This is a genomic window from Paenibacillus sp. FSL R10-2796, from assembly GCF_037965315.1.
Lineage (GTDB): Bacteria > Bacillota > Bacilli > Paenibacillales > Paenibacillaceae > Paenibacillus_AQ > Paenibacillus_AQ odorifer.
In genome coordinates this window covers 4024984-4046913 of record NZ_CP150178.1, presented here as the reverse complement: position 1 = coordinate 4046913, position 21930 = coordinate 4024984, and the positions used below count along the sequence as shown (strand labels likewise).

General features: G+C 40.3%; 32 protein-coding genes and 3 pseudogenes. 27 read left to right on the top strand and 8 right to left on the bottom strand.

Features of this window, described 5'->3' with window-relative positions:
* Positions 1-41 precede the first annotated feature (41 nt).
* The 4 genes from hflX to glnA all read left to right on the top strand — a co-directional run bounded on the left by hflX (position 42) and on the right by glnA (position 4574).
* A complete protein-coding gene (hflX, locus tag NST58_RS18410; RefSeq protein WP_076308353.1) occupies positions 42-1331 on the top strand; it encodes a GTPase HflX in 1290 nt (429 codons plus the stop codon).
* A 133-nt stretch (positions 1332-1464) separates the two neighbouring features.
* Positions 1465-2739 carry a methionine gamma-lyase family protein gene (locus NST58_RS18405; RefSeq protein WP_036687732.1) on the top strand — a complete coding sequence of 425 codons (1275 nt, stop codon included), beginning with the start codon at positions 1465-1467 and terminating at the stop codon, positions 2737-2739.
* A gap of 62 nt (positions 2740-2801) precedes the next feature.
* Entirely contained in the window at positions 2802-3212 is a 411-nt protein-coding gene (locus tag NST58_RS18400) for a MerR family transcriptional regulator (protein WP_019910684.1), read from the top strand.
* Between the two features lie 33 nt (positions 3213-3245).
* Positions 3246-4574 (top strand): type I glutamate--ammonia ligase, encoded by a 1329-nt coding sequence (gene glnA / locus NST58_RS18395; protein ID WP_036687730.1) that lies wholly within the window; start codon positions 3246-3248, stop codon positions 4572-4574.
* Between the two features lie 105 nt (positions 4575-4679).
* Here the strand turns inward: glnA and NST58_RS18390 are convergent.
* Positions 4680-4961, bottom strand: a pseudogene (locus NST58_RS18390) (tyrosine-type recombinase/integrase); the annotation flags it as partial.
* Between the two features lie 189 nt (positions 4962-5150).
* Here NST58_RS18390 and NST58_RS18385 point away from each other — a divergent pair.
* Positions 5151-5663, top strand: coding sequence for a hypothetical protein (locus NST58_RS18385; RefSeq protein ID WP_076277065.1), 513 nt, complete (start codon positions 5151-5153; stop codon positions 5661-5663).
* A 275-nt stretch (positions 5664-5938) separates the two neighbouring features.
* On the opposite strand, the gene NST58_RS18380 is transcribed toward NST58_RS18385, so the two are convergent.
* Positions 5939-6280 carry a hypothetical protein gene (locus NST58_RS18380; protein WP_076277064.1) on the bottom strand — a complete coding sequence of 114 codons (342 nt, stop codon included), beginning with the start codon at positions 6278-6280 and terminating at the stop codon, positions 5939-5941.
* Between the two features lie 728 nt (positions 6281-7008).
* On the opposite strand from NST58_RS18380, the gene NST58_RS18375 reads away from it, so the two are divergent.
* Together NST58_RS18375 and NST58_RS18370 are read left to right on the top strand one after the other, a co-directional pair.
* Positions 7009-7548 carry a hypothetical protein gene (locus tag NST58_RS18375; RefSeq protein ID WP_339243740.1) on the top strand — a complete coding sequence of 180 codons (540 nt, stop codon included), beginning with the start codon at positions 7009-7011 and terminating at the stop codon, positions 7546-7548.
* A 71-nt stretch (positions 7549-7619) separates the two neighbouring features.
* Complete coding sequence (locus NST58_RS18370; protein ID WP_339243738.1) at positions 7620-8297, top strand: hypothetical protein; 678 nt, start codon at positions 7620-7622, stop codon at positions 8295-8297.
* Between the two features lie 186 nt (positions 8298-8483).
* Here the strand turns inward: NST58_RS18370 and NST58_RS18365 are convergent.
* Positions 8484-9347, bottom strand: a pseudogene (locus tag NST58_RS18365) (ATP-dependent DNA ligase).
* Positions 9348-9415: 68 nt separating this feature from the next.
* A complete protein-coding gene (locus NST58_RS18360; protein WP_076220384.1) occupies positions 9416-10408 on the bottom strand; it encodes a kelch repeat-containing protein in 993 nt (330 codons plus the stop codon).
* Here NST58_RS18360 and NST58_RS18355 point away from each other — a divergent pair.
* The 4 genes from NST58_RS18355 to NST58_RS18340 all read left to right on the top strand — a co-directional run bounded on the left by NST58_RS18355 (position 10407) and on the right by NST58_RS18340 (position 11888).
* Positions 10407-10592 (top strand): dUTP diphosphatase, encoded by a 186-nt coding sequence (locus NST58_RS18355; protein ID WP_076220383.1) that lies wholly within the window; start codon positions 10407-10409, stop codon positions 10590-10592. The two genes, NST58_RS18360 and NST58_RS18355, sit on opposite strands and share 2 nt — an antisense overlap.
* Positions 10593-10855: 263 nt before the next feature.
* Positions 10856-11302: a hypothetical protein gene (locus NST58_RS18350; RefSeq protein ID WP_076220382.1), complete on the top strand. Its 447-nt coding sequence runs from the start codon at positions 10856-10858 to the stop codon at positions 11300-11302.
* On the top strand, positions 11299-11583 hold the full coding sequence (locus NST58_RS18345; RefSeq protein ID WP_076220381.1) for a hypothetical protein: 285 nt from the start codon (positions 11299-11301) through the stop codon (positions 11581-11583). Before NST58_RS18350 ends, NST58_RS18345 begins: the two co-directional genes overlap by 4 nt.
* Positions 11580-11888 carry a hypothetical protein gene (locus tag NST58_RS18340; RefSeq protein ID WP_076220380.1) on the top strand — a complete coding sequence of 103 codons (309 nt, stop codon included), beginning with the start codon at positions 11580-11582 and terminating at the stop codon, positions 11886-11888. The genes NST58_RS18345 and NST58_RS18340 overlap by 4 nt, the downstream gene beginning before the upstream one ends.
* Before the next feature lie 143 nt (positions 11889-12031).
* On the opposite strand, the gene NST58_RS18335 is transcribed toward NST58_RS18340, so the two are convergent.
* Positions 12032-12526, bottom strand: a complete 495-nt coding sequence (locus tag NST58_RS18335; protein WP_076277060.1) for a GNAT family N-acetyltransferase — start codon at positions 12524-12526, stop codon at positions 12032-12034.
* 167 nt (positions 12527-12693) lie between these two features.
* Here NST58_RS18335 and NST58_RS18330 point away from each other — a divergent pair, with 167 nt between their 5' ends.
* The 16 genes and pseudogenes from NST58_RS18330 (at position 12694) to NST58_RS18255 (ending at position 19499) form a co-directional block, all read left to right on the top strand.
* A complete protein-coding gene (locus NST58_RS18330; RefSeq protein ID WP_256719021.1) occupies positions 12694-12846 on the top strand; it encodes a hypothetical protein in 153 nt (50 codons plus the stop codon).
* On the top strand, positions 12843-13037 hold the full coding sequence (locus NST58_RS18325) for a hypothetical protein (RefSeq protein WP_256719020.1): 195 nt from the start codon (positions 12843-12845) through the stop codon (positions 13035-13037). Before NST58_RS18330 ends, NST58_RS18325 begins: the two co-directional genes overlap by 4 nt.
* Before the next feature lie 193 nt (positions 13038-13230).
* Positions 13231-13569 (top strand): hypothetical protein, encoded by a 339-nt coding sequence (locus NST58_RS18320; protein ID WP_339243733.1) that lies wholly within the window; start codon positions 13231-13233, stop codon positions 13567-13569.
* 3 nt (positions 13570-13572) lie between these two features.
* Positions 13573-13863, top strand: a complete 291-nt coding sequence (locus NST58_RS18315; RefSeq protein ID WP_076218006.1) for a hypothetical protein — start codon at positions 13573-13575, stop codon at positions 13861-13863.
* Entirely contained in the window at positions 13860-14066 is a 207-nt protein-coding gene (locus NST58_RS18310) for a hypothetical protein (protein ID WP_076218005.1), read from the top strand. The genes NST58_RS18315 and NST58_RS18310 overlap by 4 nt, the downstream gene beginning before the upstream one ends.
* Positions 14063-14509: a hypothetical protein gene (locus tag NST58_RS18305; RefSeq protein ID WP_339243730.1), complete on the top strand. Its 447-nt coding sequence runs from the start codon at positions 14063-14065 to the stop codon at positions 14507-14509. The genes NST58_RS18310 and NST58_RS18305 overlap by 4 nt, the downstream gene beginning before the upstream one ends.
* 14 nt (positions 14510-14523) lie before the next feature.
* Positions 14524-14664, top strand: coding sequence for a hypothetical protein (locus NST58_RS18300; RefSeq protein ID WP_179087019.1), 141 nt, complete (start codon positions 14524-14526; stop codon positions 14662-14664).
* Between the two features lie 42 nt (positions 14665-14706).
* A pseudogene (locus tag NST58_RS18295) lies at positions 14707-15090 on the top strand (YopX family protein).
* A gap of 15 nt (positions 15091-15105) precedes the next feature.
* Positions 15106-15318 carry a hypothetical protein gene (locus tag NST58_RS18290; protein ID WP_081398147.1) on the top strand — a complete coding sequence of 71 codons (213 nt, stop codon included), beginning with the start codon at positions 15106-15108 and terminating at the stop codon, positions 15316-15318.
* A 412-nt stretch (positions 15319-15730) separates the two neighbouring features.
* On the top strand, positions 15731-15952 hold the full coding sequence (locus NST58_RS18285; RefSeq protein WP_339243727.1) for a hypothetical protein: 222 nt from the start codon (positions 15731-15733) through the stop codon (positions 15950-15952).
* 57 nt (positions 15953-16009) lie between these two features.
* Positions 16010-16579: a sigma factor-like helix-turn-helix DNA-binding protein gene (locus NST58_RS18280; protein ID WP_339248786.1), complete on the top strand. Its 570-nt coding sequence runs from the start codon at positions 16010-16012 to the stop codon at positions 16577-16579.
* A 226-nt stretch (positions 16580-16805) separates the two neighbouring features.
* The gene (locus NST58_RS18275; protein ID WP_339243725.1) at positions 16806-16991 is read left to right on the top strand and encodes a DUF3797 domain-containing protein; all 186 of its coding nucleotides are present in this window, start codon (positions 16806-16808) and stop codon (positions 16989-16991) included.
* A gap of 727 nt (positions 16992-17718) precedes the next feature.
* Positions 17719-17967: a hypothetical protein gene (locus NST58_RS18270; RefSeq protein ID WP_076218000.1), complete on the top strand. Its 249-nt coding sequence runs from the start codon at positions 17719-17721 to the stop codon at positions 17965-17967.
* Between the two features lie 162 nt (positions 17968-18129).
* Complete coding sequence (locus NST58_RS18265) at positions 18130-18429, top strand: hypothetical protein (RefSeq protein WP_076217999.1); 300 nt, start codon at positions 18130-18132, stop codon at positions 18427-18429.
* 291 nt (positions 18430-18720) lie between these two features.
* Entirely contained in the window at positions 18721-18855 is a 135-nt protein-coding gene (locus NST58_RS18260; RefSeq protein ID WP_256719019.1) for a hypothetical protein, read from the top strand.
* 41 nt (positions 18856-18896) lie between these two features.
* Complete coding sequence (locus NST58_RS18255) at positions 18897-19499, top strand: phage terminase large subunit (protein ID WP_076217998.1); 603 nt, start codon at positions 18897-18899, stop codon at positions 19497-19499.
* A gap of 413 nt (positions 19500-19912) precedes the next feature.
* On the opposite strand, the gene NST58_RS18250 is transcribed toward NST58_RS18255, so the two are convergent.
* From NST58_RS18250 to NST58_RS18240, 3 genes are all read right to left on the bottom strand, one after another.
* Complete coding sequence (locus tag NST58_RS18250; protein ID WP_076217997.1) at positions 19913-20245, bottom strand: hypothetical protein; 333 nt, start codon at positions 20243-20245, stop codon at positions 19913-19915.
* A gap of 421 nt (positions 20246-20666) precedes the next feature.
* A complete protein-coding gene (locus NST58_RS18245; protein WP_076217996.1) occupies positions 20667-21014 on the bottom strand; it encodes a hypothetical protein in 348 nt (115 codons plus the stop codon).
* A 172-nt stretch (positions 21015-21186) separates the two neighbouring features.
* Positions 21187-21585 carry a hypothetical protein gene (locus tag NST58_RS18240; protein ID WP_081387530.1) on the bottom strand — a complete coding sequence of 133 codons (399 nt, stop codon included), beginning with the start codon at positions 21583-21585 and terminating at the stop codon, positions 21187-21189.
* Between the last annotated feature and the right edge of the window lie 345 nt (positions 21586-21930).

Genomic DNA, 21930 nt, shown 5'->3' with positions numbered 1-21930 from the left:
GTACACAAAGATTCTATTACCGTCATAAGGAGCATGAATAAATGGCAATAACTACGCATGATACAGAAACGGATATTCAAGATCGGGCGATATTGGTCACTCTCGTCACAGATAAAATTAAACGTACCGGTATTGACCCAGAGCTTTCTCTGCAGGAATTAGTACAATTAGCAGAAACAGCAGGTGTTGAAGTCCTGGATGTGTTGCGTCAGAATAAGGAAACACCGGATTCGAAATGGTTTATCGGGAAAGGTAAGGTAGAAGAGCTCCGCATGGCCGCTGATGGTCTTGGAGCTAATACGGCTATTTTTGATCAGGAATTATCTGGAGCGCAGGTACGGAACCTTGAAGAGTCTCTGGATCTGAAGATTATTGATCGGACGCAGCTCATTTTGGATATTTTTGCTGGGCGGGCCAAAACACGAGAGGGTATTATTCAAGTAGAGCTGGCACAGCTGTCCTATCTTTTGCCGCGGTTATCCGGTCAAGGCAAAAACTTATCCAGATTAGGCGGGGGTATAGGAACCAGAGGGCCAGGTGAAAGTAAGCTTGAGACCGATCGCCGTCATATTCGCGGTCGGATTACGGAGTTGAAACGCCAGTTGGATGAGGTAGTTAAAACCCGTGAATTGCACCGTGAACGCCGCCGTAAGGCAGGGGCAGTGCAGGTTGCTCTAGTCGGCTACACGAATGCTGGTAAATCGACGCTGCTTAAGCAGCTTACGGATGCGGATGTTTATATTGAGAATCAATTGTTTGCTACGCTTGACCCTACTTCACGTGTGCTTCAACTAACGGGTGGCAAAGAGGTAGTGCTTACGGATACTGTAGGCTTCATTCAGAATCTTCCGCATGATCTTGTAGCATCTTTCCGCGCAACGCTGGAGGAAGTCAATGAGGCCAATCTGGTGTTGCATGTAGTGGATGCCTCATCTCCAATGCGTGAGGAGCAGATGGAGATTGTACAAACTATTTTGCAGGACTTAGGGGCAGCTAGCAAACCGCAAATAGTACTTTTTAATAAAATCGATCTATGTGAGCCTGAGCAACTGGAAATGCTGCCAACAGGCATAGGGTTTTTGAAAATCAGTGCGTTTAACCCGGAGGATTTAACCCGGATTATTGAAATTATCTCTGATGAGTTGGCTGGAGATACGCTGAATTTTCGCATTCCTGGAGACCGAGGCGATATTTCTTCCCTGCTTTACAGAGTAGGTGAGGTTCTGGAAACCACCTATGATGAGAACGATGTTATCTATAACGTCCGTCTTAATAAAGAGGATTATGATAAATGGGGTTACATGCTTGCTGATTTTGTGGACCAGCCGTAATCTTCTTTGTTCCCCTAAAGTGGAAATGCTTGTTGTATAGGTATAAAATAATAGCTAATGACAAAAAGCGTCAGGCAACTGTCGCTTTCTGTCATTATGATGGCAAGTAAATGTAAGGAGCGAATAAGAACTAATGGCAGTTTTTGCAGAAGATATTTTAGGAGCGGCAGAGTCCGCAGAAGTTGAAATCGAAGGTGCAGTCAAAGCTCTTGATCGAATTGTCGATAAGAATCAATGGAAGGTTATTGAAGCGTTTCAACGTCATCAGGTCAGTGATTATCATTTTGCGGGTTCAACGGGGTATGCTTACAACGACCGTGGACGCGAAGTGCTGGATCTTGTCTATGCTGACGTTTTTGGTGCGGAATCAGCCTTGGTGCGCCCGCATTTTGCTTCAGGAACACATACCATTTCAACAGCCCTCTTTGGTGTGCTGCGACCAGGAGACGAGCTTTTATACATCACAGGTCGTCCGTACGATACCTTACACAAGGTGATTGGCCAAGCAGGAGATGGGACAGGCTCACTCGCAGACTTCGGAATTACATATCGGGAAGTTGCCCTTACAGCAGAGGGTAAGATTGATTGGGAAGAGGTAACTCTCTCTATCAATGAGAAAACTAAAGTAATTGGAATCCAAAGATCGCGTGGTTATGATTGGCGTGCTTCCTTCACAGTAGCCGAAATAGGTGACATGACAGCGAGAGTGAAGTCATTGAAACCGGATGTTATTGTGTTCGTTGATAATTGCTATGGTGAGTTTACTGAAGAGCTTGAGCCTCCGCAGGTTGGAGTGGATTTAGTAGCGGGTTCATTAATTAAAAATCCTGGTGGTGGAATTGCTGAGACGGGTGGATACATCTGTGGGCGCAGAGATCTAGTAGAGCTTACAGCGTACCGTCTTACAGCTCCTGGTATCGGTGGCGAGGTAGGCGCAATGTTAGGAACTACCCGCGGGTTATACCAAGGCCTATTCATGGCTCCGCATACAGTTGGACAAGCCCTTAAAGGCAGTATTTTTGCGGCAGCTGTATTTCAGCGCTGCGGGTTTGAGACGAAACCAGCGTGGAATGAACCTCGTACAGATTTGATTCAGGCGGTTTCCTTTGATGGACCGGACCACTTGATTGCCTTCGTGCAGGGAATTCAACGTGCTGCGGCGGTAGACAGCCATGTAGTTCCAGAACCATGGGATATGCCGGGATATGAACATCCTGTCATCATGGCGGCAGGTACGTTTATACAAGGTGGTAGCTTAGAGTTATCGGCAGATGCGCCTATCCGTGCGCCTTATATTGGCTATATGCAAGGGGGATTAACCTACTCCCATGTCAAATATGGCGTTTTGATGGCACTCCAAAGTATGCGTGATCGAAAATTACTGTCAGAAAATCTTACACACCATTGACACGCTGTATTAGGAAATGTACAATGAGATCAGAAAAAGATCATTGGAAGGTTGGATGAGTCATGGGTGATGAAATCCGCAGAAATATGGCATTATTTCCTATTGGAATTGTAATGAAGTTAACTGATTTATCTGCAAGACAAATTCGTTATTATGAACAGCACAGTCTAATCGTACCTGCACGTACCTCTGGGAATCAACGTTTGTTCTCTTTTAATGATGTTGAGCGCCTATTAGAAATTAAGGCCTTGATTGAAAAGGGTGTTAACATTGCTGGCATCAAGCAAGTAATGAACCCAGTCTCGAAGGAATCCGAAGAAGCTACAGTGATTACCCCTGACACAGAGGTTAGACGTAGAGAGCTATCAGATTCGCAGCTTCACCGTTTGCTGAAGCAAGAACTAGTTTCCGGTAAAAGACCGGGACAGGTATCGCTTATTCAAGGTGAGTTATCCCGGTTTTTTAATAAATAATAATATACAGAGTTTTGAAAGGGAGAGGATCACGTGAGCTTTTCTAAAGAGGATATTTTACGCATTGCCAAGGAAGAGAATGTTCGTTTCATTCGTCTGCAATTTACAGATTTGTTAGGTACTATCAAAAATGTAGAGATTCCGGTTAGCCAATTGGAAAAAGCACTCGACAACAAAATGATGTTTGATGGTTCCTCCATCGAAGGTTATGTACGGATTGAAGAATCCGATATGTATCTCTTCCCAGACCTTGATACTTGGGTAATCTTCCCTTGGGTGACTGATAGCCGTGTTGCACGTCTGATTTGTGACGTGTATATGCCGGATGGTACTCCATTTGCTGGAGACCCACGTGGTATCCTGAAGCGTTGTCTGAAGGAAGCCGAAGAAATGGGCTTTACAGCGATGAATGTTGGACCTGAACCTGAATTCTTCTTGTTCAAAACAGACGAAAGAGGTAACCCAACTACAGAATTGAATGACCAAGGTGGTTATTTCGACTTAGCTCCTACAGACTTAGGGGAAAACTGCCGTCGTGAAATCGTATTGACCCTTGAAGAAATGGGCTTTGAAATCGAAGCTTCTCACCATGAAGTGGCTTCCGGCCAGCATGAAATTGATTTCAAATATGCTGACGCGATCACTTCTGCTGACCAAATTCAAACTTTTAAGCTCGTTGTGAAGACGGTTGCCCGTCAACATGGCTTGCATGCAACTTTTATGCCTAAACCATTGTTTGGTATTAACGGATCTGGTATGCACGCTCACCAATCCTTGTTTAATGGCAAAGAAAACATGTTCTACGATGAAAGTGACAAGCTAGGTCTGAGCAAAACTGCACGTTATTATATGGCTGGTATTTTGAAGCATGCTCGTGCTTTTGCAGCGATTACTAACCCAACAGTGAACTCTTACAAACGCCTTGTTCCTGGTTATGAAGCACCTTGTTACGTAGCTTGGTCTGCAAGTAACCGTAGCCCGATGATTCGTATCCCAGCTTCGCGAGGGCTTAGCACACGTGTTGAAGTTCGTAACCCGGACCCGGCAGCTAACCCATACCTCGCACTTGCTGTTATGTTGAAAGCAGGGCTAGACGGAATTAAGCGTAAGCTTGATCTTCCAGCTCCAATTGACCGTAACATCTATGTGATGTCTGAGGAAGAGCGTATTGAAGAAGGCATCCCAAGCTTGCCATCCGATTTGAAAGAAGCGCTAAGCGAAATGATCCGCAGCCATGTAATTACCGAGGCTCTCGGTGAACATGCGCTGGCTCACTTCTACGAGCTGAAAGAAATCGAATGGGATATCTACCGGACACAAGTTCATGAGTGGGAAAGAAACCAATACATGACACTTTACTAGAACCTTTAAACCCTTAACGCCTTAGGCGTTGAGGGTTTTTTTAGTGTGTGGACGTGGGAGTAGTAAGGGACCTCTGTAATGCCGGTGCCCACAAAATAGTGGGTGCTATTCGAGGATAGATCTCATGTGGGCTTCGTACTTTTCCATACTACTTTCTTCGATTTTCTTGGAAATGTGAGAATAGACATCAGATGTAATTGTAATACTGCCGTGTCCGAGTCGCTCCTGAACATACTTCATATCATTGCCTGCTTCTAGCAGTAACACTGCATGAGTGTGTCTTAGTGAGTGAATCGGCATAGGTGGATGACCGATCCGTTTCAAAATTCTCGAAAAGGAATTGAATAAAGAACACTTTGGCATGAAGTTTCCATCATCTCTACAAAAAAACTAAATTATTGTATAAACTCATTTTATGAGTTAATATCTATTTATGGATTAAATGCGACAAAAAACCTCAATTATCCTTTTATTTTCGTGAATTATTTATAGTAATTAAATACTATATTATTAATACAAATAATGGTTTGATACCATTAAAATCCAAACTATTCATAATATTGGGAGGTAGTTAGTTTGATCAAATTTTTAGGACTAGGTTTGGCCGCATCATTACTTTTTACTCCTATAACAAGCTTAGTAGATTCACCAACGGTTCAAAAACCTTCAGTATCTGAGGTTTCTTCTGTAGAAAGTTTTACTTTTAATAATAATATTTACGAAGGACCAGGAACGAAGATTTTGGTGGGAGACGGAATTGAAGTACCAGAAATTTCACTTTTTTCAGAGGCATATAAGATAATCCCTGTGAACCATACTGGTGGAGCTTTTAATGATGAATTCACTAATACACCTTCAGATGGGGTTAACTTAAACATCTGGATGCGAAATAACAGTGGTCATTCGGTTCAATTTCAAGTAAAACGAAATGGGTTACTATTCACTGATCAAGAAATTGCTGCTGGCGCACAGAAAACAGTTTCTTTCAAAGATTTGTTAGGTAATGGTCTGGATGGAACTTATAAAGTGTATATATATAGTACATCTGGATATTCGCTTGATGTTGATGTAAGTGCTAGACAATTCTAAAAAAAAGCGCTTTAGAACACATCATCTACCCTCATGGTAGATGATGTTTTTTTATATGGCGCTTTGTTGATAGCGGATTCCGTAGCAAGCTTTATTCGTTTTGGTTTTCGCAGTAGGTCATCTTATGGATTATGGAGGAATTGTAGAAGGGTATACACCAGACTCTATTAAGCTCGCTGGAGCTCATTTTGTTCGAGGGCGATTTGAATTCAGAGCATACATAAAGTAGCCCGCTAACCTTACACAGGTTGGCGGGCTTTTTTTTCATAATATTTTTATTTATCTCTATCTACTAGAATTGTAAATGACTTTATGTTTCCTAATGCATCATAGGCAAATATATTTGCAGTTCCATATTGAACGGCACTAACCCATCCATTTTCATGCAATATAATGGCTCCATCATTATAAATTAGTTCACGGAGAACGCCAGGGATGCATCTCTGTTCTCCTGAATCCATGTAAATAGTAATTTGTTCAAAAGTAGGTCCACTTGCTACACTAGAAACTGGTATTGGGTCAGGAGCTGTGGTGGGAGCAGTTGCTGCAAATGAGGTAGACCCTAAAGCGAAACATGCAGATACAGTTAATAGGCCAGCTAAGATTTTCTTTTTCATAATTCAACCTTCCTTCCTATATTTGGGATACACACCAATTATGATACATATATATCCAAATAGATTATTTATAATATATTTGGGATATTAAATATTAATTTAATTCTAATTCGAGTGATACTCTTATCGTATGACATAGTAATGTATACATAATGTTCCAATTCTAGTATTCTATATGCAGGCGGGGTGTTGTGGATAACCTGAATGTAAATGATGTGAAATACATATGAGTTCTAAAACTTATCTTTATCAAACTTAATTAATACAAATGGAGTGATCGTATTGAGTAATGTATACAAAGTCTTGAAGACGGATGTAGAATTTCTAACAGCTAATTACAGGTAGATATACTTGAACGCCGTGGTGATCTAGCTGGCTGCATAATTGATTGTGGAGGTCCAGTCCAGAAATGGAGCCCAGTTAGCGTTAAGGTTGCTGATGCTTATTACATGAGAAGTGAATTTGAATTTAGAATGGTTTTGGCATAAGCATGTATAACAAATACCCCGTCAACCTTAAGTGGTTGGTGGGGTATTTAGAGTTCAGGAAAATTTTCCTTACAAGTGAATAGTTAAACTAGTTTTTAAAAGTTTACAAACTTATTTTTTTAAAAAATTTGCAATTTCACCCATCTTATAATAAAATAAATATTTTAATATAAGTAATAAAATTCCAATTTAAGAATAAATCTTATTTATTAAAGAAATTTACCGAAAAAGGAGTGCATTATGATTAAATCGCTTTTTTTAGCCATTTGTGTGTCTATTCTTTTAGTAGGTTGTTCTATTCAGAAAATATCTGGTCCGATGGAGAAAGATCTAGAGGGACCCAATATTGCCTTGAAGATAGCTGTAGTAGGTGCAAATGATTTGGTAAAAGTGGAAAACGTAGATTATGTTAAAAAAGACCTAAAAGAGCTAATAAGTCACTCAGAAGAGATATTCGATGGTTTAATCATTTCTCAAGATAGTATTGAAGAAGCTTCGAAAAAAGAGTATAGAGATTATTTTAAATATATTAAATATCCAGTTTTCTTTATTGGAACAGAAAACATACTTGTTGCAATGTTTCGCGCAGATAATGTGACACTAGAAGATGTTCAAATTGATGGCTGGGGTCCCCATGTTTCGGGGTTTGTTAATTCAAAAGAGGGATATAGGACTTGGGAGTTTCATTTACCAGATAATCCTACGAGGTTTGATGAAAAAGATCTAGCTAATAGAATCTCTAAAATAATGGAAGAAAATAAAATTTATAGTAGAAAATGATAAAAAACGCTATACAATTCCTTATTATGTGCGTTATAGTATAAATATTCCAAAAAAGGAGGATTTATATTATGAAGAAGCGTTTATCTATTCTATTATCTAGTGTATTAACTCTCGGTATGTTATTGTCCGTACCACTTCCGACCTTTGCCCAAAGTACTTCGAGTGAAGTTCAATCAGTTCCAAGTCTAGAAGGAGTAATCGATCTCAACAACATTGACGATCTTGGCGATGAAGTGAAAGTCAGAGATATTAGTTATGAAGAAGCTGTTACTGAGGTTGCAAGAATGAGAGGTGTTTCAAAATCGGAAATTGAAAGGACTCATCCGGACAAATCAGCTCAAAATTCAGCGAAAAATGCTTCTACATATGCTGACACATGGATTAAAGAAATTAAACTTCCACAAAGCGTAGGTACTTTGTATAAGCCAGAATTAGTAATATTGGTTTGGTATTATAACTCAGGTTCCTTTAGTCAATTTAATGAGTTGTTTGATGTACAATTCGATCTCGGTTCGCATAAAGCTTTAGGACCTGATAAGTCGTTCATAGGGACTGCTAGTGCAAAAATAGCTACTGCCCAAAGTATATACTGGGTAATCAATGGACATTTCTATGATTTAGGAACGACTATTGTGTCAGGCGGAGTAGAAGTTGGGGGCAAATTATGGACCGGAGTATTCACTATGTCGTATTCCACAAATCATTTTAAGTATTGGTATGAAAAAGACTTTTACAATATTCAATAATCTTAATCTGGTCAAGTCCTATTAAACAATGAGTAGTTTTCGAATTCAGTTCGCGATGAATTGATACTTCCGATTGGTTAGGATCAATAAAAGAATAGTATTGAACTAACAGTTCGGTCGAACTGATCTGTGAAGTCTGAAAGCTAAACACCCCACTGACCTTAATTGGTCGGTGGGGTGTTTTGTCTATACTACAAACTTCGTAAACACTGGACTTCTAAGCATACCTGACTTGGTCCAGTTCCTCATTCTTACCTTCGCTCTTAAGCGCGCCTCCAGATGTACAAACTCCTTATCCTCGCCTTTTACAAGCTGTTGGGCAACGCCTCTGAATACTTGCTTATGGATCGGTGACGCGCCGAGCTCTATAATCCCAGCTGGACGTAATTTACCAGATGAACCGAACGGTACAGCAGCTAGCCAACCAAATTCCTGTTTGCGATATCCGGTTATAAAAACATCTGCATAGGTCCAGTTGATAACCTTTTGCCACACGTGAGAGCGGCGACCAGTCTCGTATACGCTGTTTTTACGCTTACCTACTATGCCTTCCATACCCCGAGTTTCGATCTGCTCAAACAATGCCTCTCCAGCACCTTCCACGTGCGGCACTACTCCAAAGCTATTAGATGGTAGAGTTAATCCCGCTAGTATTTCCTAACGGCTCATCAAGGGCAACCCGAGCAGATCCTTGCCTTTGTACATCAAGATGTCGAAGATTGCATAATATGCTGGGAGCGTCCCAGTGAGTTGTAATATCTTATCTGCTCGCCTCGTCTGAAATCGGCTCATAACAGATTCGAAATCTGATACACCAGTCTCTGGATCAACGCAGGCGACCTCGCCGTCCAAAATAACATCGTCCATAAAGAGTAGGTGTAATTCAGGATACTGCCGAGTGCAATCATTATCATGCCGTGTATATAACCGGATCTTCCCGGACTCTTGAGAATAAATAAGTCGATGGCCATCTATCTTCGGTTCAAATATACAATCGCTGTGACTAAATGGTCCAGCAGCAGTTTGTAACAACATAGGTGATATAAACATATAAAACCTCCTTCATGCAATTATAGCTCGTGACTACAAAGGATAAAGGAGGTAAGTGATGGGAAAAGCTATTTTGTTAAGGTATATTCACTGACTTCAAACGATAGGATCTTGTCATGCACAACGTATTCGGTTCGTTTAGTGAACGGGCCTTTGTTGTTACCATGCTTATCAATTCCGTAACGAGCTGATCCGGAAGCTGAGTCATACCAGTTTAAAAATGCTTGAACCTCTGACATTGACAAGTCGTATTCTTTCTCAAGGTCGGTATTCATTATTATTGTCAGAATTGCACGATCGCCTGACTGCTGCCCTGGAGTTGGTGAAGGTGTAACTGTTGGGGGTGGCTCCGATGTCGCCGTTGGCGTTGAAGTCGGTTCGGGTACAATCGAAAGCTTCTCCACTGTTTTTGTACTACCTCCAAAAACATATATAGAGTCGTTTAATACTACACTTCCAAATCCCCAACGTCCCGTATTAAGACTTGCACTTGTTTCCCATGTATCATTTGTTGGATTATATATTTCAACTGTATCGAGTGCAGGGTTTGAATATCCACCAATTACATTTATTTTATCCTGATAATTTATGGCTGAAACAGTATCTCTACTGGTTGGGGCGCTGCGTTTACTTGACCATGTGTCAGTCGCTGGATCGTACACTTGCACTTTATTATATGTATTGCTTGAGTAGCCTCCATCAAATAAATATATTTTCCCATTGTTCGTAACCGCCCCTGCTGCATGCACTGGTGTAGGAATGCCGGTTTTAGTTGACCACGTATTCGTTATAGTATTATACTCTTCAACTGTTCCTAAACCTTCAGATGTTTTATTTAATCCCCCAAAATAATAAATCTTACCATTTAGATTAGCTGAAGCTCCGACTCCTCTTTGAATAGAAGCATTACTTCCGACAGTCCAGGAGTCAGAAGCAGGATCATAAATTTCAACTTTATTTGAGTAATCAGAATCCAAATTCACAGGATTTCCAAGCGTCCCACCAATTACATATATCTTACCATTTACAACTTCTATAGCAAAGAAAGATGCGGTGGGCATGCTTTTTTTGTTATACCAGGTTTTGGAGAATTTCGATATGCATCGAAAACATTTTTTCAAAGGGGCACTATATGCTTTCTACGCTTTGGGGGAGCAAAGATTAGGATTTACCTTCGAGCAGATTGCAGAAGCCTATACAGCCAAGAACAAAGTAAACCATGATCGTCAATCCAATGGATATTAGGAATGAGATCGGCTGAAGAAACACTTGAACTGCTCCTGCAAGGTATGGATAAGCGGCGGCAGTATCTACGTCGGAAGCTCCGTAGGATTGACAAGCATGGTACTAAGCCGCGGCGCGGTGGAGGAAACGAACTAATAGGCTCAAATACTCCGGGCGCGCCGGCATGCTATCCGAGCACGCGACAATCCTTTGTATGCTTGAGGACATACGCCACAGCCGCCAACACCCCGACAATCTATATAACGAGGAGGATGACACGGACGATGACTAAGCCTATGATACCAGAACGGATAGAAGAGAAGAAACAAATAGCAGTGACAGTATCACGGATGCCGGAGGAGAAAATTAACGATTTATACGACAAAATATGCGAACTAGCGCATGCAGAAGACGGAGAACAGCTTGAAGATATTCTGAGTGAATTCAATCTTATGAATGTCGGATACGATGCTGCATGGGATGAGGTAGAGCGGCTGCTGGCTGCTCTAGAAGAGTCACAACAAAGCGCAAAAAATTGGGAAGAAAGCTATCTATCACTCCACGAAAAATTCAGGGAGAAGCGCACAGAGCTTGCAGAGGCACAGCAGACCATAGCCCGGCAACAAGAGGCAATGGATAGAGCGTCTGACATGATGAATCATAAGCACCCAGCTTACAGATTGTTACAAGACGCACTGCTACCAGCAGAGGAAGGGAGCGACAAGGCATGAGTAACATGGGATTTGGAATATGGTGCGAATGTGATACTCGATCCTGCTATGTAGCACCAAAATTAAGATATACCAAAGAAGAGTTTGAGAAAGAAATCGCGATTGAGGTTGACGGATGTTACGAACTGGGAGAAACAAAGGAGCTATACGCAAGATGGTATCCAGTAGCACCTGAAGGGATTGATAGAGAAGGTGGTACTTATGCTTTCTGTGAGCCAAATAGAGGATCGTTTCCAGTGTGGGTTGCTGACGTTAAGCCACTTAGGGAGGGTAAGTCATGACACAAGTAAAGGATAAGACAGTAATTGAATTTGACGGAAACGCATATATACGCGAAGAATTTTCAGAAGGGTCAGCAAGGTGTTTTCTTATTACTGACTATTGCACCGACCCTGCTGCCAGCTTAGAGGTACAGACAAAGGCTATAGAGGTAGATGCACAAGGATATCTGTACAACTTAGCGACCGTTGTTAACGGGTACGAGGCGGCAGATATATGGGAAGATGATGAAATCATATCTATGTTAAAAGCCGCTCCCCGAGAGAGGGTAGAAGCGGCATATATCACGCTAAGTAGTTTGAAATAGACGCATACTGCGTAACAAGAAGTGGACTCATAAAAAGACGGCGCATTATTTACGCCGCTTACGTTTATGTGAAAATACTAGTGATAGTATTACAAAATATAGCTATCAATAATCTCACTCATTTGTAATTAATTCGACATTGATTAGACTCTCAAATGTAGTATATGTTGAGGACCTTTTGGACCTTCATAAAATTCGTTTTCGTCAATAAAACCAGATTTTAAGTAAAGGTTCAAAGCAGGCTTGTTTCTCTTATTTACACCTAAGACAATTTCGTCAGTTTGAGGAATATTATTTTTTACAAAGTCAGGTAATAGTTTAAGAGCGATCTTTGCTAATCCCTTTCCTTGATTACCTGAATCAATAGAGAAGGATGTAAGCAAACGAGCATTAGAATTATTACTATATTTTAAAAGCTTATCGCCATCTTCTAAAGCAAAATAACCCACGGGAACACTATTTTCAAGAATCAAGACATGTTTTGTTCTATTGGAAATATTAGGATTGTTAATTTTGTCCAAAGGCATACTGGTAAATTGGAGTTGCTCTTTAGGTAAGTGGAAGTTGGATAATTGTTCATCATAAGTATTAGTGTACATTTCTAATACAACTAACGATTTTAAGGCGTCAGACAGCATTGTATTATACCCCCGGAATATTTAATGATTTAAGTATAGTTTATTAAACCATTATAAGAAACATAGAACATATATTAGTTTTATTGAAGAGAAATAGTGATGCACAGTACGAAGATACAGGGACAGAGAGGGTTAATAGCCCTCCTCTCCCAAAGGAGGTTATAAACGTGAACTCCATATCAGATTTACTCGGAAAAACAGTAGTTGATATAACACAGGTTCTGAATGACGAACTGATCTTCAAGACTAACTGTGGCAGAGCATACAAAATGTATCACTACCAGGATTGTTGTGAATGCGTTGAGATTGAAGAGACTTGATTAATTCGCCAATCCTTATGGCAGAGGAAGTATCGCAAGACGACGATAATGCCAGCGAAAGTGGAACGTGGACGTTCTACAAACTTGCCACACTTCAGGGATATGTGACGATTAGATGGTACGGACAATCCAACGGATACTATTCGGAAAGCGTTGATCTCAAAGAAATGGCATTGCGGGAGGAAGCCTAATGACACAAAGGGACTGGCAAAAGGATATGGAGAGAATCAAGATTTTCGAACATGCAAAAACACTGTGTAACAACCCGTTTCCACCATCATTGAATATGAACTAACAGAGGTAGCTTTAGGGTACTGGCTCCAAGAAGCCAAAGAGCGCGGAGAACGGGAAAAAGAGATTAAACGGGCAATCGGTAGATGTTTGGTGGCAGGTAATTCACTTGGCAGCATTATCATGAATTACAATTTGCCAGAAGGTCATGAAGAATGGTCATTCCAAGAAGCAAACTCATATTTCTTCAGTAAATTCTACAATGATCGTCCATCTGCTTACGAGAGTTACGAAACGTGGCTTGCTTGGAAGGCGATCATGGGTGTATCAGAAATTATGTCCACCCTTTACCCAGATACCCCAGCACCCAAGGAGGGAATAGATTGGCTTAATGAAGAGTCTTGTGCCCGCTGTGGAAGAAATAAGCCCGTTGAAGGATATGAATGGTGTTCAGAGTGCAGACCGGATTTGGAAGCCAAGGAGGGCGAATAGATCATGAACGCATATTTCACAAATCAGCTATTGGATGAACTTAGTAAGGAATACCGCACAATGTCCAGAGATGGCGAAGGTAACAGCATTGAACAAGAGTACAACAGCACGGCAGTACGGGGAGACATTACAAAGCTTGTGTCTGACGTGAAACTGGCACGTAAACAGTTAGATGACTCTGAAATTATCCTTGCTACCATTGTCAATAATTATCACCATGTGCTACCGTATGACCTTACTCAGGCTGCGTTGAAGATTGCTAGGGGGCATGTTGAGGAAGGAGATAACCAATGACTACAGTAAAGATCATTTTCCACACTCCACCTGCACCGATTATTCCATGGTGGTACCACGAACATATTGGTGAAACCTTTGAAGTCGATGAAGATATCAAACATCCCAGTCTATTCCTAATACCGAAAAATGATTACTATCCATACGGACGGCACATACAGAAAGATGATTGCCAAGTAATTAAGGAAGTTGGTGCCCAATGACACTCACAAGGGAAGAGATACTGGCGAAGGAGCCGGGAGAAGAATTGGATGCTCTTATTGCTGAACATATCTTCGGTTGGCGAAGCATAAAAGGGCCGAAATTCGATTATGACGACCCTTGCGAGTCGAATGATGTAATTGTTCCGCCAACCATCACCAGCGCAGAAGAGGCATTCAGGTACATGCAACCAAAGGGAGAAATACCGTTCGCCTACTTTGTAAATCGGGGTTGGTCTACGGACATATCCTCAGCATGGGAAGTAGTAGAGAATATCATTAGCAGAAATATGGATGTGAAGATCTACTGCGAGTCAATGAAAATGAATAAGCTGTTCGACTGTGTGATACATGAGGGTGATGTTGATAAGGTGGTCGTTTCGATGCAATCAACAGCACCAGAAGCCATTTGTAAAGCAGCCCTCTTGGCTGTACTGAACTTATAAGGGGGCTGAGACACATGAAACAAAAAGTGAAGAAGTGCCGAAAGTGCAAGACTGAGATGAAATACCAATGGTCTGATGGAGACGATTGCGGCGGTGTTGAGGAATGGATGGAATGTCCGGAGTGTGGATCTACAGCAAAAGTTCCGAAAAAGTGACATTTAGGGGGCTGAGACCCCAATCAAAGGAGACGATACACGATGGGCAGAGAGATTAAGTACCGGGCGTGGGACGGTTTGACATTCTATTCACCATGGTTAGACGCGAAAGGTAACGTTTACCGTTCAAAAACTGATTTGATTGATGAAGACAACGCGCTTAATGATACGGTACAGCAATTCACCGGAGTGAAAGATAAGAACGATAAGGAGATTTATGAAGGAGACATTTTCGTTGATACAGCTGAGAACATTCACCTTGTCACTTTTGACGAACATTCTTTTTACTTTTAAAAGGTTTACGATAGCTGGTTAAAACGAAATGTCCTTGAAAGAAAAGAACGAACTTGGCTCAGTAAAACATTTACAAAAGGGTTTGAGTTGATCGGCAACATCTACGAGAATCCAGAACTAATAGAGGTATAAGGGGGAGAAGAGGATATGAGCACTGATATTGAATTCTTGAAGGAACTGCAGGCTGAACTGAATAACCAAGCTAACGACTGCCAAGCAGCCCCAGGCTTCTGGACAGTAGGCGATTACAGATGGGTGGAATGCTCATCCGATAATGCAGAACGATTTTCTGTGTATCTACCAAATGACGGCGAATCACATGAAATCAATTATTTTCTGGTTGAAGTCGTGGATAAATAAGAACTATCTGAGGAGGCGCTGGAAGCGTTTGAGGAAATCAGTTGTGAGGATAGTGCATTTGAATGGATACAGGATCATTATGACGAAGGAGCAAGCCTTCATTCGGAAAAGAAAGAACATTTCGTCCGAGAAAACACCATGTTCCTGACCAAAGCAGAAGCCAAGTAGCATATTGAAGCGAATCATTACCATTACACTAAAGAAGCTCATACATGGGCAATGACAGCATGGAGAGCAACAAAGGTAGAACGTCTTCTTAAAGTGCTGAGTGAATTTGATTTTGGGAGTTTGCGCGCAGCGCCATCGAGTCAGACTGAATAATCCCAGTGAAACGAGGGCCGGATAAGGGTTTATGGCTTATCTGCACCCCATAAAGAGAGGAACAAGATACTCTAAAAGTGAGGTAAGTAGAATGAGATACAAGGACACTCAAAAAGCATTAGCAGAAGGTCAAAGACAGTTCATCTTTACTGCAAGCCCTGGAGAGCCTGTTAATTTACTGGCGTGGGGTCCGAGCTGGGTTAGATTCAAAGATCCGTATAACACATATCCTATCAGTACGAATATGAAGATGTTCTCAATGTTGGTGAAAGGTATTTATACAGAAAAAAGCCCTGAAGCATCAGGGCAATAGCAGCTTTATCCTCACCATATTATAGCATAAAGGGGAGGGGCATTAATTGTGGATGAGATGTTAATTAGTTATCGGAAAACTAGGACGATTCTAAGAAATTGCAAAGCCCCAATAGTTGAAATTAAAAGGGAGCTTGAGAAACTTATTGAAGCAAAAAGAGAAGCTAAAGAAGACTATGAGGAAGCAGAAAAGGAACTCGCTGCAATAGAAAGTCATATATCCGTGTTGAATAGCATGTTATCAGATGTGCAGTTAGCTATTGATTGGCTGAGATTAGGACATAATCCAGGACCACGGCGTGGCATACATCGGTTATCAATCGATCAACTAACAATTCCAGTAGATCCACTGCGAATGCAATCTTATGCCCAACCAGCAGCGTGTGGAAGCCCTACGACTTTAACGGATTCAGAACGATTTCAAATAGATGATGCTTTATCCACTTTATCCACTTTATCCAAGAGAGAAAAAGAGTGCTATGTTTTAAAACACGGGATGTGTTTTTCTCTTAAACAAATTGCTGAGGAACTATCAATATCTAAGAGCACAGTTCAAGAATATGTAGGAAATGCAGAAAGGAAAGTAAAAGATTCAACGGAAAACAGCCTGTTTCTCATTAGCAGTTAAAAAAGCTAATTTCCCCATCCGGCTGCCACATATATATAGGAGGAACCTATTAACGGTTTGACTCTTATAATGAATGACGTGTAAAACCCACGCCAACCGTTGAGCTCACGGTTAATTGAGCTCAACCACATAAAACATTAAACGGTATGCCGACAATGTCCTACGGGCGTTAGAGCGGCATACTTTTTTAATATTCCCAAGCGGTTGGAAATTGGAGGTGAAATCTATGAATTTCACAGAGGCGATTAGGCTTTCAAAGAAGAATGCTGAGTGCCCAAAGTGTGGGAATGGAAATATTGGAGCAGGTGAAGGAACAATCAATATTGACGAAAACTCATTTGAACGCACCTGTAAGTGTGGCTGGAGCAAAACGATAAAGGTTAATCCAAATTCACAGCGCTTTACATTTTAGTTGTAAGGTTTTTGCCTAAATCATGCTGATTTGTAAAGTGATAATCCTGTATATGGTAGTGTGGTTGTTAAATATCCGGTAATAAGGCGAAATGGTTGTATTGCTGATGGCAGGAAAAAATTTCCTTAGTCGAGAATCGCTGAAAGCGGGAAATTTATTTTTTTTATTGTAAATCAGAAACAGATCACAAATATTAATAATAAAGGATTTATACTAAAATTTGCTATATATCTAAAATATGATAGCATTATACAGATAATAAAATACATTTTAGGAAGTAACAACGAAGAAAAGTGAAATTTCGAGAATTGTTGTCATGACTCTAATGTTTTTATCACTGATTATTTCGGTTGTTCCAAGCGGTGCTTCAGCGGCAGATTGGCCAATGGGTTATGAGGAGGCAAAAGCGAATGGTACGCCTTCACCTTACGGACATTCGGTCCAATCAATAGGGACATCTTTACCGGTAAGGAGTCAAAGTGCATACAGTAGTATGGACTTAGTAGTAAGTGGCGACTTGATTCAAAGAAGATATTTCGATTCTGAAGGAAAAGTTTAAATGGATATTTATTATACTAATCATGGGAATCCGGTGTTACATCCGGTAGTTCCACATAGACATAACTGGACCTTCCCTAATGGAGTATTCGGAAATCCAGTACGAGGACCTTGGTATTAAATAGAATTTATTGTATAATCAATAGATTTTAAGATTGGGGGTGGTTTAATGGATTATGGTATAACTGATTTAGAAAGCGATCTTTCTATTGGCAGGGAAATCGAATTTACTTTTGAGAATGAAAGATATTCAATAAGTAGGGTTAGTACTGGATTTTCTTTTACAAAATACAATGAACCATCTACTATGCAAAATTATACCGACCACACTGAGCTTTTAGGTAATGCAAAGATCGGGAATGAGTTATTAACTGATATTTTTAAGGAAAGGAGAATTAAAATTGAAGTAATATTTTGAACTCGGGGAGTCGCTGAAAAGCGACTCTTTTTGTATTGTAAATAACCCATAATCTAAACCCCAAAAGCTGCAGGGGTGACGGCGAAGTAAGGTACATGGGTATTGAATAGCAGGTGAATTTTCCTTGTGCGTCGAATTATGACGATGAGGGGGGTGATCATTTTGAATTGGGCAGAAAATATACAAAAAGCAATAAAAGCACACGAAATACTGGCTCAAGAAATTGAATTAGCGTTAAACGAAAGCATATCTGAATTAGAAGGTTTAGGCTTGGCTGCTCGTTATGAATATCTTACTCTGCATCCGCTTGAATGGAAGGTCTCTATTAACAATAAAGAAGTTATAATGACTAAAAAGAACGTTCTGGATTACAAGGAACAGCATGAAGCAGGTAGATTTGTTAATTATGATGGAGACACAAAACAAGCAGTTCAAAAATTCTTAGAGAATAGATTTGCATAGGCACCTTCGGGTGCTTTTTTCATGCCTTAAATACGGGGGGGGGGATAATATAATGCCAAGAGCACGTGATCCAAACCGGGACCGCTCACTAGAGATATGGCGTGAACACGGTGGGAAATAACAAACAGGCAGATAGCCGAGCAACTGGACATTGACGAAAAGAAGGTAGTCGTCTGGAAGCAGCGTGATAAATGGAGTGTTGTACAACAATCATCAAATAACGTTGTACAACAGCCAAAGAAAAGTGTTGTACAACAAAAGAAACCGAAATCCAACAAACAGGAAAAAATAGTGGCTCGAGGCGATCCACCAGAAGTAGAAGCTGATCTAACTGACAAGCAAAGAATGTTTGTACTTAAATATATGGATGAAGAGACTAAGCTCCGCGTGAAGAAGATGCAGCTTGAAGTTGCGGGCCATCAGTAAAGAAGTCCAATCTGAGGTTGTATTCATAAAGGATGATCTTCATGAGTAAAGTTATTAGCTTACAGGAGAGCGTCGGCAAGGGATACGCAAAGTTTTGGCATTTTAAAGGGCGTTACCGGGTAGTCAAAGGCGGTAGGGGTTCGAAAAAGAGCACTACAGCCGCTTTATCTATTATTGCAAAGATGATGGAATATCCTTTAGCGAATACTTTAGTTCTGCGTAAGACGTTCAATACTCATAAAGACTCTACCTGGGCACAGCTTAAATGGGCAGCTAATAGGCTAGGAGTGGGTAACAAGTGGCAATTTAAGAAAGTGCCACTAGAAGCTATATATAAGCCAACAGGTCAAAAGATATTGTTCCGAGGTCTAGATGATCCGATGTCAATCATCTCTATTACGGTGGACACCGGATATTTGTGTTGGGCATGGTTTGAAGAAGCCTATCAGATCCTTAATGAGGATGATTTCGATAAGCTGGATATGTCAATTCGTGTTCTGCTGCCGGAAGGATACTATAAGCAGCTAACGATTACTTTTAACCCATGGAATGAAAAACATTGGTTGAAACATCGCTTCTTTGATACCGAGAACCCAGATACATTTGTGGATACTACAACATATCGATGTAATGAGTTCCTGTGAGACGAGGACCGCAAGCTATTTGAGTGGATAAAGAAGCATAAATAAACCAAAGCATCATAGGGTTGAGAGTGACTGAGATTGGGGTATCGCTGAGGGTGCTATATATGAAGACTGGGGGGAAGAAGAGTTTGATTATCGAGTTATTGCCAGGCAGTGATTAATTGAGTGCTACAAAGAAAGTCTTAGAGAGCGATACGGAATTTTTGACAGCAGCTCTATCCTAATCCAAGGTATCCGTATGGTTCGGCTGGAACCTGATCCAATTGGCCATCTTATAGATTATGGTGGGATTGTAGAGGGGGATACACCGGAATCAATAAGATCAGCGGATCTCGTTTATCCATGAAAGGTTCGAGTTTAAAGTGTGCATAAATAAGACCTCCCTATAGTAAAGAGAGGTCTTATTTTGATTATTATTTAACAAGAACTATATAATACATTGTATTTCCATTTCCAAAATCTGCGGCTACAGTGCTTGCCCCCGGAGACAAGGCTGTAATCAATCCGTCTTGCCTTACTTCAATACTACCATCCGTATGGATATACCAAAAGTCATACCCTGTTACCCACATTGTATCCCCGACTTTAAGATTAAGAATAGCCTGATAATATTCTCCCGCAGCAACTACCTCGTTTGCGGAAGGTGACGAATTCGGAACTGTAGAAGTACTGGATGCAAAAGAGGTCGACCCTAACGAAAAACAGGTAGCAACAGTTAATAGACCAGCTAAAATTTTCTTTTTCATAATCCAACCCTCTTTCCTAATTTTGGAACACAAACCAATTATGTAGTATAAATGTATAAAAGTAAACATATTTAGTAGATTAATAGACTATTGAATATTAATTTAGGATATATAACAATTAAATGGTTTGTTTTTCGTGGAATTGTCTTATTGTGTGACATAAAGCTTGTTTAAATAATGTTCTAAATAAAGTTAATTTAACAGTTCAGAAACACCTAAACCCTGCGGAGTGGATGGGTATTTTATTGTTTAGGGAGTTGATTAATTGAGTGCTGCATAGGATTATTCAACAGATTCTATTAAGCTCGCTGGAGCTCATTTTGTTCGGGGGTGGTTTGAATTCAGAACATACCTAGAATAACCCGCCGGGCTTATGCCTGACGGGTTATTTTATTGAGTTTTATTAATAAAAGATATTTTTTTAATAACTTACATGGAACCTAAAAAGAAATACAACGGCATTGCCCATCTCTGCGCTTACAACGGTAATACCAGGTTCAACCGGAGTAACTACGAAGCGATCTGTTCCTACAATAGTAGAGCCATCATTATAAATTACATTCCAAGTTATACCCGAATATTCAGAACCAAAATCTCCTACTTTTAAGTAAATGTCTTTCTCATAATAAACATAAGGTGTCACTTCAGAAGTTACCGATGGTGAAGAGTTAGTAGGCGTTGGAATTGTGGCATCAGCAGCAAATGAAGTAGATCCTAAAGCAAAACAAGCAGAAATAGTTAAGAGGCCAGCTAAGATTTTCTTTTTCATGATTCAACCATCCTTCCTATATTTAGGATACAATCCAATTATGATGTATTTATATCCAAAAGTAAACATAAAATGTATAATTATATATTATTAAATATTAAAATGGGATAATAGATAGAGAAAGGGTTATTAAATTCATTTAATACATACTATCTTCTAATAGTACATGAATTTAGGAAATGTCTATCATTAGGTGCAGTCCACGTAGATCCTTACCTTTGTACATTAAGATATCAAAGATGGCATAATACACTGGGAGAGTCCCTGTGAGTTGAGTTATTTTATCAGTTCGTCTCGCTTGAAAGCGACTCATAACAGCTTCGAAATCTGATACTCCAGTTGTAGGGTCAACACAGGCAACTTCTCCATCCAAAACAACATCTTCAGCAAATGGGAGATGTAATTCAGGATACTGCCGAGTGCAATCATTATTGTGCCGTGTATATAGCCGGATTTTTCCGGACTCTTGAGAATAAATAAGACGATGCCCATCTATCTTTGGTTCATATATAAAATCGCTATGACTGAATGGTCCAGCAGTAGTTTGTAATAACATAGGTGATATAAACATAAAAAACCTCCTTCATCCAATTATAGCTTCTGGCTACTAAGGCTGGAGGAGGGAAGTGATAGGAAAAGCTATTTTGTTAAGGTATATTCACTAACTTCAAATGTAAGTATCTTATCGTGTACAACATATTCAGTACGTTTGCTAAAAGGGCCTTTGTTGTTCTCGTGCTTATCTATTCCATACTTAGCAGATCCCGAAGCACCGTCGTACCAATTTAGGAATGTAGTGATGTGGGCAACTGATAAATAACTTTGGATATAAAATCCTGCACAATTATGTATATCTAGATGTCGAATAACAGAAATAGACGTTTTTCATTTTATATTTACACTAAAGGACAGTATT

Coding starts and splice junctions, on each gene's coding strand:
- hflX (WP_076308353.1), top strand. CDS start 42: ATGGCAATAACTACGCATGATACAGAAACGGATATTCAAGATCGGGCG.
- NST58_RS18405 (WP_036687732.1), top strand. CDS start 1,465: ATGGCAGTTTTTGCAGAAGATATTTTAGGAGCGGCAGAGTCCGCAGAA.
- NST58_RS18400 (WP_019910684.1), top strand. CDS start 2,802: ATGGGTGATGAAATCCGCAGAAATATGGCATTATTTCCTATTGGAATT.
- NST58_RS18380 (WP_076277064.1), bottom strand. CDS start 6,280: ATGAAAAAGAAAATCTTAGCTGGCCTATTAACTGTATCTGCATGTTTC.
- NST58_RS18375 (WP_339243740.1), top strand. CDS start 7,009: ATGATTAAATCGCTTTTTTTAGCCATTTGTGTGTCTATTCTTTTAGTA.
- NST58_RS18370 (WP_339243738.1), top strand. CDS start 7,620: ATGAAGAAGCGTTTATCTATTCTATTATCTAGTGTATTAACTCTCGGT.
- NST58_RS18355 (WP_076220383.1), top strand. CDS start 10,407: ATGCTTTTTTTGTTATACCAGGTTTTGGAGAATTTCGATATGCATCGA.
- NST58_RS18360 (WP_076220384.1), bottom strand. CDS start 10,408: ATGCCCACCGCATCTTTCTTTGCTATAGAAGTTGTAAATGGTAAGATA.
- NST58_RS18350 (WP_076220382.1), top strand. CDS start 10,856: ATGACTAAGCCTATGATACCAGAACGGATAGAAGAGAAGAAACAAATA.
- NST58_RS18345 (WP_076220381.1), top strand. CDS start 11,299: ATGAGTAACATGGGATTTGGAATATGGTGCGAATGTGATACTCGATCC.
- NST58_RS18340 (WP_076220380.1), top strand. CDS start 11,580: ATGACACAAGTAAAGGATAAGACAGTAATTGAATTTGACGGAAACGCA.
- NST58_RS18335 (WP_076277060.1), bottom strand. CDS start 12,526: ATGCTGTCTGACGCCTTAAAATCGTTAGTTGTATTAGAAATGTACACT.
- NST58_RS18315 (WP_076218006.1), top strand. CDS start 13,573: ATGAACGCATATTTCACAAATCAGCTATTGGATGAACTTAGTAAGGAA.
- NST58_RS18310 (WP_076218005.1), top strand. CDS start 13,860: ATGACTACAGTAAAGATCATTTTCCACACTCCACCTGCACCGATTATT.
- NST58_RS18305 (WP_339243730.1), top strand. CDS start 14,063: ATGACACTCACAAGGGAAGAGATACTGGCGAAGGAGCCGGGAGAAGAA.
- NST58_RS18300 (WP_179087019.1), top strand. CDS start 14,524: ATGAAACAAAAAGTGAAGAAGTGCCGAAAGTGCAAGACTGAGATGAAA.
- NST58_RS18290 (WP_081398147.1), top strand. CDS start 15,106: ATGAGCACTGATATTGAATTCTTGAAGGAACTGCAGGCTGAACTGAAT.
- NST58_RS18285 (WP_339243727.1), top strand. CDS start 15,731: ATGAGATACAAGGACACTCAAAAAGCATTAGCAGAAGGTCAAAGACAG.
- NST58_RS18280 (WP_339248786.1), top strand. CDS start 16,010: ATGTTAATTAGTTATCGGAAAACTAGGACGATTCTAAGAAATTGCAAA.
- NST58_RS18275 (WP_339243725.1), top strand. CDS start 16,806: ATGAATTTCACAGAGGCGATTAGGCTTTCAAAGAAGAATGCTGAGTGC.
- NST58_RS18270 (WP_076218000.1), top strand. CDS start 17,719: ATGGATTATGGTATAACTGATTTAGAAAGCGATCTTTCTATTGGCAGG.
- NST58_RS18255 (WP_076217998.1), top strand. CDS start 18,897: ATGAGTAAAGTTATTAGCTTACAGGAGAGCGTCGGCAAGGGATACGCA.
- NST58_RS18250 (WP_076217997.1), bottom strand. CDS start 20,245: ATGAAAAAGAAAATTTTAGCTGGTCTATTAACTGTTGCTACCTGTTTT.
- NST58_RS18245 (WP_076217996.1), bottom strand. CDS start 21,014: ATGAAAAAGAAAATCTTAGCTGGCCTCTTAACTATTTCTGCTTGTTTT.
- NST58_RS18240 (WP_081387530.1), bottom strand. CDS start 21,585: ATGTTTATATCACCTATGTTATTACAAACTACTGCTGGACCATTCAGT.